General features: G+C 37.0%; 4 protein-coding genes. All 4 read right to left on the reverse strand.

Annotated features, from left to right (window positions below; all coding sequences use genetic code 11):
* Positions 1-62: 62 nt before the first annotated feature.
* From G633_RS0106230 to pglX, 4 genes are read right to left on the reverse strand one after another with little or no spacing between them, the layout of a single operon-like run.
* Entirely contained in the window at positions 63-2897 is a 2835-nt protein-coding gene (locus tag G633_RS0106230) for a TrlF family AAA-like ATPase (RefSeq protein WP_026519391.1), read from the reverse strand.
* A gap of 29 nt (positions 2898-2926) precedes the next feature.
* A complete protein-coding gene (gene pglZ, locus G633_RS0106235; RefSeq protein ID WP_026519392.1) occupies positions 2927-5452 on the reverse strand; it encodes a BREX-1 system phosphatase PglZ type A in 2526 nt (841 codons plus the stop codon).
* A gap of 11 nt (positions 5453-5463) precedes the next feature.
* On the reverse strand, positions 5464-6798 hold the full coding sequence (locus tag G633_RS0106240) for a hypothetical protein (RefSeq protein ID WP_026519393.1): 1335 nt from the start codon (positions 6796-6798) through the stop codon (positions 5464-5466).
* Positions 6799-6826: 28 nt separating this feature from the next.
* Entirely contained in the window at positions 6827-10492 is a 3666-nt protein-coding gene (pglX, locus tag G633_RS0106245) for a BREX-1 system adenine-specific DNA-methyltransferase PglX (RefSeq protein ID WP_026519394.1), read from the reverse strand.
* Positions 10493-10510 lie beyond the last annotated feature (18 nt).

Raw genomic sequence — 10510 nt, forward strand, 5'->3', positions numbered from 1 at the left:
TCTATTTTCTTCTTCCATTATCTTCTCCATGTTAGCCGCAACTATTATATGACACTCTATGTTTATTCTTCATTCCAAATATATTTCTGTCTTCTTAAGTTAAATGCCGGCATTGTTCCCTCCAGCACATCAACTACATGTTTTTTTATTTCAGTGTTTTCTATCGCCCCTGTAGAATACCTTATGTGTTGGTAATTATCCTTATCCATCTCGCAAAAAATAATCTGTTCTGCGTCACAAGCTATAGCAATATTAGGATTATGAGTAACTATAATAACCTGACGCCTTTGCTTTGCCTTACATATACAAGGAACCAATTTGCTATATACCGACTGATTATCCAGATTATCTTCCGGTTGATCTATTATTATTGGAGAATTATTCTTGCTTAACGCAAGGTAAAAAACAAGTAATACTATTCCCCTTTCTCCTGGACTAAGCTCTTCCAAATCTCTTCCAGCCATCTTAAGCTTAAATAACACATCTGCATATTCAAGCCCAAATAGGTAATCATATAGCTCGCTCTTGTTTTGGACCTTTTTCTCAGAAGCATCAATATCCTCTTCCACTGCTTGCAGTACATTTGTAACGAGTGAAAATACACTTTCTGGCTTATCAAACTCTGTCTGTTTAATGTACTTGTCCAAAGTTGCAGCCGCTTCTGTTTTGCCTCTAAAAACTCCTGACATCCTACTATTTATGTTCTGCAGTATTTTTGAGGAAAAGTCATTATCTGTCAGCCTTATCTCTGCTTGAAATTCTATGTTGTCCTCAATTTCTCCAAGTAGTTCTTCTATCTCGTGCTGTATAGGAGAATAGATTTCTTGCAGAATTCCAACCATCTTTTCTTTTTGGGCATACAAATCAAAAAAGAGACTTTCCCTTGCATTTTTCGCATTTTCATATTCATCTTTTAAAGAATTATTTATATACAAACTTTCTTTCTTATAATACTCCAACGAACCTTCTGTCTCTTTATCACCTATAACGTTTTTCTTTTCATTAACCCATTCCTCTAAATCACTCAGGTATTTTTGATATCGCTTTTCTTCTGCTGTTGTTGTCGAAATAAGCTTCTCTTTTTCTTCTTGTGCATGAATCAATTGTTTCTTCAAGCCATCTGTATCACCTACTCCATCCAGTTTTTCTTGTATTGTACTTTTTTCTAAAAGCAGGCTTTCACGCAGTTGCTTTACAACCTCGCTAGGAGATGAAAAATGAGCTTTTTCTAATGACACGGAATACTTGCGCCCAAACGACTCAATAGTAGCATTAAGGTTCTCTACGTCATCACTGATCATTTTTATCTTAGCAAGTAACTCATTTATTTCATTGCACTCTATGTTAATGCTTGTAAGGCGATCACTGCATTGCTTTATCTCAGAATTAATCGATTCAATAGTTCCATTAACTTTGACCAGAGCAGCCTGATATTCTTTATCTCCATCTTTACCAACAGGTTTCTGCACTTCTTCAGGCTTAGTTTTTTCCAGTCGGTTTAGTAAATCCTGTTTCTGCTTTAAACTATCCTCTACCATTTTCTTGTAATTACTGGTAGATTTTCTTTCGAGCTCAATGATCCGATTATTCACTTCAGAAATCTCAGTCTTAATTCCTTCAGCTTCCATATCCAATGCATGAGCTTTTTGCTTCACCAGATCTGAAAGCGACGAAGCACTTCCTCTCTCAGCCTTGTCAACGTAAGAAAAAATGACTTTATCAATCTCTTCTTGAAAGAAAGAGTCTATATCATTGCACACCTCTTCAATGAATTTTTGAGGCAAATACTGAGCGCTTTCAATCACGGTGTCATAGTTGTCTTCAGCTAATGATAGAGTCACACGTTCCCCATCCGCCCAAACAATAGTACCCTCATAATCGGCAGCATAGTTTTTGGGTTGCTTTCTAAATCGAGTAGTAGTAAGAAAAGAAGCGCGATCCATCGTCCTAGCCTTACATAAATGTCCTACTATATCAGAAAATGCACTTTTCCCACTTCCTTTATTACCTATTATCGCAACCATAGAAGAGTTGAGTGGAATATCAAAATTTAACCAATTAGCCTTATCATTTTTAGGATTATCAATTCTTCTAACAGATAGCTGATCTATTATTGCCATTTTATTTTTTTGTGCCCTATCCACAGCCGGAGGCACTGAACCTATAAACACCCGCTCAGCCGGTTGAATTACACATTGTTTTAATCCTTCAAAGGTTAAATCTGCTTTTATCCAGCAAAACTCTTTTGGTGTGTACTCTTTGGGATTATGGCAATCAGATCCCATTACTAAAGGCTTTTCTTTTATCTCACTAAAAACATACTTATGGTAAGACTCAATATCCTTCTTTGCATTGCCAATCTCAAAAAAATCAACACTCTCTGCAAACTCTTCCTTTATTGCCTGTTTAAACAGATTTCCATTATCGATTTCTTTATCTATTCCGTTTGACTTTTTCCCCGCATGTATAGATATTAAAGCATCATGGTCTCTGGCAAACTCAACTATATCGCTGTAGTCCCAATATACTTTCTCATCAGATTCCTTTGCTTTCGCTTTTGATCTGAGCATTATTGCATTAAAATCTTCCGCCAAAGTCTTAAGATCCTGCTCATCGGAAAATATCAAAATAACATGTATATTGGATGAGCCCTTATCTGTTCTCAGTTCGACACCCGGGAAGAATACAATATCTTTTGCTAGATTTCTTAAATCTGCAATCCTCTGATCGTCTATTATGAAATGATCGGTAATAACAGCTGCCGCAATTCCATTATCCCGTAATGCATCGCAAAGTAGTTTGTTTGCATCGTTCCCCTTATAGGTAGCATCATAGGAACTGGCTGTATGTATATGTAAATCCCATTTTCTCCATTGGGATCCTCGATTCTCATTCATAGAAGCACCTTCTTTTCATACCCCATTATTTAAAACCCAAAATCCTCCGCCAATGCAATATCTATCATGAACTCATAGCTGTGAAGTATATTTTTCTCATCCTCGGCATCGGCTATATGCATATAATACTTATCTTCTCGCTTATACTCTCGGCTCTTAAGGGTAAACTTCTCATGAAATGTCCGTTTATCCGGTGCATCGTCCTTAATGTTGGCAACAAGCGGTACATCAAATGATATTTTCTCTCCTTCCTCTGTAGCAAAGAACGCTATCAAATTCCGGGCCTTCATAACATCAGTTACCTTCTCGGTCTGTATAAAGTCAAAGAAAGTAATGAGGTTTGTAACCTTTCTAGAAACTGAAATCAATATCACATCCGCAAAGTCATAATCCTGCTTGCCTGTCGCAGTCTTTACTTCAACCACAGGAATCAGCATCTCCTGCATGGATGAACCACCATGAACATAGTTTGATCCACCGCCGCCCACAGCAAATATATCTGCTCCAATCGGCGTAGTAACAAAATGATTCATGTATGCCATTATACGTGAAATAGTACCCTGCTGATTAGATTCCTTCGTTGTAATCAAAAATCTCTTATTATCATATGTACATATAGAACGGTCTACAGGAACCTTGTCACTTTCCTGAAGCTTATTCCTCTTATATAAAAATCCATGATCAGCAGTTATGATAAACCTTGTGGCTGAAACATCTCCTGTAAGTCTCCTTACAAGCTTAACAATCTCATTTAAAGCTTCTGCACATGCATTGAACACCTCATCTTCGCTTGCAGGCTTATCACCACGAGCATCTATCTGATTGTGATAGATATATACAATATTTTTGCCTTGAAGAAGTTCTCTAGTTCTTGCCTTCCCCGCCTTATATATATCATCAAATGCTATGGCAGCATTCTTTTCATTTTTAGCTTTAAGTATCTTATCTCTTGCCTGTAAGTCTCCGCACGCGCTTCCATCAATCGATATGTTCAGCTTTTCATCTACCAATAATTCCTTATGTGGTAATAAACTTGCCATTCCAACAGATGTTACAGATGGTAATCCACTCAGCATTACATCCATCTTAGCCGTACATTTTTCATCAAACTCGAAGCGGTTAATGAGTTCCATCGCACACTCATACCTAAGAGCATCAGAGATAATAACTATAACGCGTTCCTTTCCATCATATGGCTGAAGGAATCTATCAAAAAACTTTTCCTGTCTAGTGATATCAAGATTATCCATGACATCCTGCGTAAGACTTTCATTCCATCGTGGAACCATCTTCTGGAGCCATGTATTAGAGTAAATATTTTCGACCCGCTCCTGCACCATGGAAAAAGCGTCATTATCATCTATTTGATCATACGCATAATAGAACCATCGATAATATGAATCCACCAAATATTTTTCGCTGCGATAATTCGTAATCATCTTCTCTATATCAGAAGAAAACTCCATCAAACTAATGGACTTCATGATTTTATAAGCGTATTTCAATGCTTTATACTGATTGGCATATTTATCAGAATAGTGGTACGCCTTCCCCATGCGTAGGTCTGCTATCTCTTCAATGGTCATATCACCAACTCTTGAATCAATTAGTTCTTCTCCAAGTCTCTCTAAAGCCCACTGGATAATAATGTCATCAATTCCGGAAAACGAATCGCATTCCGTGATATCTGCTAGATCAATATTCCCTTTTACATATTCCTCTTCTATCTTTGCAGTCACGCGTAGATTCTTATCTATTTTTGCTGAAATCTCATCATATCTGTCTTTATACAAAATGTTGTCCATGATGTTTCTGACAAATACAACAGCATCATTTTTCCTATCAAGAACATACCCATTCCATGTATCAGGAAGGGTTCCTTTCATTGAATTGTGGGTGTATGTCATGATAAGACAAGCTGCCAAATCATCTATGCTCTTTTTTTCTGATTTATAGCCAAAATATTTCTCGCATAGTTTCCAAAAGCAATCTTCAAGACCATTTGCCTCAAAAGCCTTGAAGTATTCTACTACGTCAGCCGCTAGAAGCAATTGCTTTACCACTTCCTCAAAACTAGGTGTTTTCACTCCAACCAGTACTGCAAGAAGGCCTATATCTATAGTTTCAGGTGTATAGTGATCAATGCCAAGTTCTTTAAACTTCTCGATACGATTTTTGTTTTTCCAAAAATTCGAATATCCTTCCAGATGTTCCTTGAACTTGGTTTCCATTCCAATTTCTTGTGACATCTGAGAGACGCGATCAGTATAATATGGCACTGAGTAATAATATGCATCTGCAAGCGGATTTTCAGCATCTGAAGGTCTAGAAAACGGCGCATATATCAAGTATTTGCTATCAGGATCGGATTCAAATAATAGCCATTTAGAATACAGCCAGTTCCTGCCATCTAAAACATGAGTTTTTGCGTTTTCTAGTGTTATATCGCCAATTTCACTTTCGTATTCAGCCTTATCATCGAACCAAAAAACATATTTCACAGATGATTTGGAAAACTCAGCATTTAATTGTTCTTTGATATGTTCTAAATCCATATAATGTTCCTTTACAATATTCTTCCCTGCTTTACAAGTTCTGTAATAATGTTGGAATCAAGCCCCATCCGCTCCCAGAAACAGCAATATGACAACGCCATGAGAATAAATGCCGTGCCAACAATATCTGAATCTAAATTCCTATATCTGCCATGAGTTACATCATTCCTATATTTTACGAGTGCATTTATATGTTCTGCTCCGCATTGCATGTGCCACTTCTTTTCGTAGTATTCCATAAAGGTGCGATGTTTTTCATAAAGTATGCCCATTTTAACAGCACTTGGCATGTCCCAATGACTCATACTTGAAAAAATATTTTCATATGTCTTGTCATCTAACCTTATCTCAGACTTTCTGTGATTATTGATGACCTTTTTTACATCTTCAAGCAACACTCTCAGAGAACTGTCTTTTTCTGAATTCCAATCCTTAATGAATGACATCTCGCATTCAAGTGATGAACAAACATTTTTTATTTTGTCGTTAGATATCACATAAGCATCCTCATCACTTTCTGGCATAAAATCAAAATTGTACTTGGGCTTTCTAACCTTATCTTCATCAATCAATCCAATTATATTTGGTAATTGCTTTTCTATGTGCTCTAGCAAAACATTTTTTTGAAAAGCTTTCTGAGTAAACAAATCATATGGATAATACGCAATGCCTTCAGCAAACCCAAGCCACTTCTGCGTCTTATCATCAATCTTATACAGTTCTATGCTGTCAAAGCCTACATTCTCGCGATTTGTCAATAACCTGCAAAGTTCAGATATATCATGAAAGATTCTTTTGACATATATCAATGGCAATTCATTATCAAATTCGAATCTCAAACATAAATCCATTATCTGTGGATTGCTTTTCGATGGGATTGAAAAAACGTTAAGATTGCATTTATTGTCCCCCAACTCCAAATGATGATTCTGTATAAATTGCTTATACTCTCTTATAAATACAGACCGCTTTTCATCAAATGAAGTGCTTTCGACCTTGTTCTCATAAAGATTATTTAAAGTTCCACCGCGAAACTCAACTGCTTCGAAAGTCGTCATATCATAATGATGGCAGTTTGCTCTACTTAAAAAAAATATTCCAGGTTGTAAAGAATAGTTGGCAGTTATCTCCTTCTTATCAGTTCCTGCATATAGCGCAATCTGAAATCCATCAGTAGTATACCCATACATAAACTGATCTTCACAATGTATTTCTCGCTTTATGGCATTTGCAAATATTCCAAATCCTTCTGGAATAAAATGGAAAATCTGTTTAGCAGCATAAAAAGGATATTTTTGCTTCCCATCAATAATGAATCCCGTAAAACTATCTTTCCGTATTCCCATTTTCCCATCCTTAAAATGCAATTATTAATCAGCCTATCTTGGCAAGCAAATCAACCTTGATAGTTTTCATTCCTTCCTTCGCCACTTCAACTCCCTGGAACTTAACATAATTGTCTTTGACTCCATCATCAAGATTTATAGCGATACGTTGATTGGCCACATGCGCAATTGCATCATCATATACCTGTATTTCTGCCAACTGCTTTGTATACTTAGAGATATTCTTTGTTGCCTTAGAGCGCTCCGTACTACTACCACTATTTTCCAACACATATTGTGCGCTAGCCAAAGACTGTTCTATAGCCTTCTGTGTTTTATGTAAGTATTCCGCACGTACTTTCGCAACTATATCCTGGTTATAGCGGTGCATATAAATAATTGCTTTAAAGCCATTTTCTTTTCCAGAGTCAAACATCCAATATATGGGCCTTTTTCCCGAACCACCTACAGAATACATACTGCAATGGTCTTTAAAAAATTCACACAAAAAATAGTTCCTTATAGTGTCTCGAGAAGTACTCCCCTTATCGCCAAGTGCCTTAGCAATATAATCAAGATTCTCTTCTAATGTTTCTACTCCATACACTTGCTTAAGCCAACTGCATAGTAATCCCACGACATCATCATTGAAGTATTCTTCATCATTGATTGGTATGATACCGTCTTCATCTGGTTTAAATGAAGTGTACTTACGTATATCAAAATCTCCTCCAGCAAATATAAGTCCTTCATCATCAAGAGAATACCTTCCAAACATACATCCAACTGCGTAAGAAATCAGGCTTCTTATATCCCTCTCTAAATCTGCTTTCCTTATTGTGATATTACTGGTTTCTGCACTTATTTCTTCATCAAGGCCATAGATTTGTATAAATAGCTTGTTTATTTCTTCTTCGTAATTCTTCAATTGAGAATATCTTTCATCGCATATTTTTTCCCATTCATGATATGCTTCACTTATCCTATTTCCTCTGATCAGCGGATGACATTTATAATCCCAAGAAGTTTCAAATGAATCCCAATCTTCTTTTGATATTTCAATACACTTTTTTACTAATTCATCAATTATTTCCTTTTTATCAATTATCACAGGTAGATTTGCTATATTACCAGCCTGATAATTCATAGTTGGATTCTGTATCTGCAACAATTCATTGCAAACCTTTGAACACATAAACCCTGTCAAATAGTAATAATAATCTTGCTCTGGAAAAACCGAAGAGCCAGCAACATCAAAAATGGAATACTTAGGGGAATACCTGACTCCAAATGTCACAGTACTCACAAAAGACCATGTTATTGCCGGTCTAAAATAATATTCAATGTTTTGTGGGCGCGATCTAAGCTTTCCCTTAGAATCCTTAAAATTCTTTATTTCATATCCATCGTTCAACCAATTAACAACATAATCATAATTCCCATACCACTTTCTAAACTCTCCACCTTTATTGTACGGAAACCATTTTTTGTGGCTGCTTTTTGCATCGTTAACAGAACCAGCACTCAATTCTTCTGTTGTTATATCTACTTCAAACCAAAGTCTAAGAAATCTAGCATTATCACCTGTCTGTAATCCAACCTTGGGTTGAGCAAGTTCTCCTAATCGCTTGTTCCTGAATGAATCCGACAGCCTATCGCTAGCCCAGTATGCTGTTGGCATGCCTGGAAGTTTCTCATACCTCTCAACAGAAGATAGGTAACAGCAATCATTATCACGACCTAAAAGCACGCTTAAATACTTGTCACGCTTAATAATTTCTCCGGGGAAATCCACCAAGCGAATATAGGTTCCCTTATATGCAGCATCGAAACTTTTTCTTCGGATAAAAGCAGTTGTTTGAACCACTTCTCCCCCTATTTCATCAAATGCCCTTGATCCTAAATGAACCATTGATACTATATTGTTTAAATATATTTTTTTTCTTAGCCTTTCAAAATTAGCCAAAAACATCCACGCATGTTGCGTTATCATAGCAGAGAAAGCATCTTTACGCGTCATATCTTGACACTTTTCAATAAATGCACCAAACAAATCACTTCTAGAGTCCTGGAAATTATCTTTCACATAGCTCGCCAACAAGCTGTCCATGCCAGAACTCCCCATATAAGGAGGATTAGTAACGACACTGTAATACTTTTGAGTAAGGACTTCTGCGATCTTTACTATTTCTTTTATCGTGTATTGGGCTTGATCTAACCCAACAGAATCCAACGATATCTGCCCTTCTTCATTCGTCTTTGCGACAAACCTATTCAATAATTCCCAATCATAATTATCAATTATCAATAATGAACCATATTCTCTTGCATCTACAAAAGAATCAAGCAATCCATTTAGCTGAGTTATAGCATTATTCTTTTCTAGTTCACTAAAATCTCCCCCAAAATACTTAAGTTGAGATCTATTAACCTCATTGCTATCCAAAAAACAAAAAATATGGGGTCGAGGACATTCGTCATTTTTGCCCCTAAAAAATCTACGATTATACTGCCTCCCCTTCATCATAACTGCAAAATACGCCAACTGATATGCCCGCCTGTCAATATCAATTCCGTGAAGATTATGCTCTACTATTTCAAATGAAGCCTCTCTCTCTCCATACCCCACACTTCTATAAATGTCCATTAAAACATCGAACATAGCGACAATAATATGCCCCGATCCCATACAAGGGTCAATGCACAAAATATCCTCTGGTTTAATATCCGCATAAGATTTGCGAATCTCTACCAGTCTTGTAGTAACCTCCAACTCCTGTGTTGCTTCAGGGAGATAATACTTCCACCCAAAGTTCTCTGCGACAGCCTTCTCATCAATCTCAGCGTTACCTGCTCTTAAATGCTCAATCCATATACGACCCACCGAGTTTTCAACCATATAACGCACAATCCAATCCGGCGTAAATAGCTGTGTAGCAGCAGGAATGCGTTCTTTACTAATCTTTACATTCTTCTTGAGCTTAGCAAAAGTATCGTCCTTGAGCTCAGTATTGTAATATTGATATAGCCAGCCAATGATCTCCACCTGACCAGTAGGATTCCCATTTTCATCAGGCGTAGCAACATTAAAGTCTGCCTCATCCACGCCATCCACAAGCATACGAACCACATCATCCTCATTTGTGTAGGACAATGAAAGAAGCATCTCTGTATAATCTTCTGTGGCCTCAAAAAGCTCTGGCAAAATCTCTGACAGCTTATTGCACTGCTTAATAAATAGTTTTGAGAATAATTCATCTAACCTATTATCAATTTTTGCCTGCAATATGAACTCACGCTCACTATCTGTAAAGTCCAAATCCACATTAGGAGCCTCAGTCAATAAATCCGGCTCATTTTTCCCTTGCTGAAGGGACGAAAGCACCCTAACTCTTGTAGGAAGATAATCATTTACTTCCATAAAACGAATCGCACAGATGCGATTAAACCAGGTGTATGCAATCTCTTCTACAACAGCTTCGAGTCCTCTAGCCTTTATTTGCCATACAAGGCGACGTCTCTGCTCAATCTGATTTCCCTGAAGCATGATTTCGGTTCCGGCAGGTGTCCTGTAAACCTCAAACCCCACTCCCTTGCTGGAAGGTTCACTTATTCCATCTTTAGTTATCCCCAGCTCACCTGCCTTGTCTGAAACTGTAGCAATAAGCCTGGTTCTTGCAGCCATTGCAAATTTTTTTATTGCATTCTTATTCATATAAATATTCTCCAATAC

Origin of the sequence: Butyrivibrio sp. FCS006 (assembly GCF_000424525.1) — a bacterium.
Classification (GTDB): domain Bacteria; phylum Bacillota; class Clostridia; order Lachnospirales; family Lachnospiraceae; genus Butyrivibrio.

Bases quoted from the DNA above. Each gene is read 5' to 3' on its own strand.
- G633_RS0106230 (WP_026519391.1), bottom strand. From the start codon at position 2,897: ATGAATGAGAATCGAGGATCCCAATGGAGAAAATGGGATTTACATATA.
- pglZ (WP_026519392.1), bottom strand. From the start codon at position 5,452: ATGGATTTAGAACATATCAAAGAACAATTAAATGCTGAGTTTTCCAAA.
- G633_RS0106240 (WP_026519393.1), bottom strand. From the start codon at position 6,798: ATGGGAATACGGAAAGATAGTTTTACGGGATTCATTATTGATGGGAAG.
- pglX (WP_026519394.1), bottom strand. From the start codon at position 10,492: ATGAATAAGAATGCAATAAAAAAATTTGCAATGGCTGCAAGAACCAGG.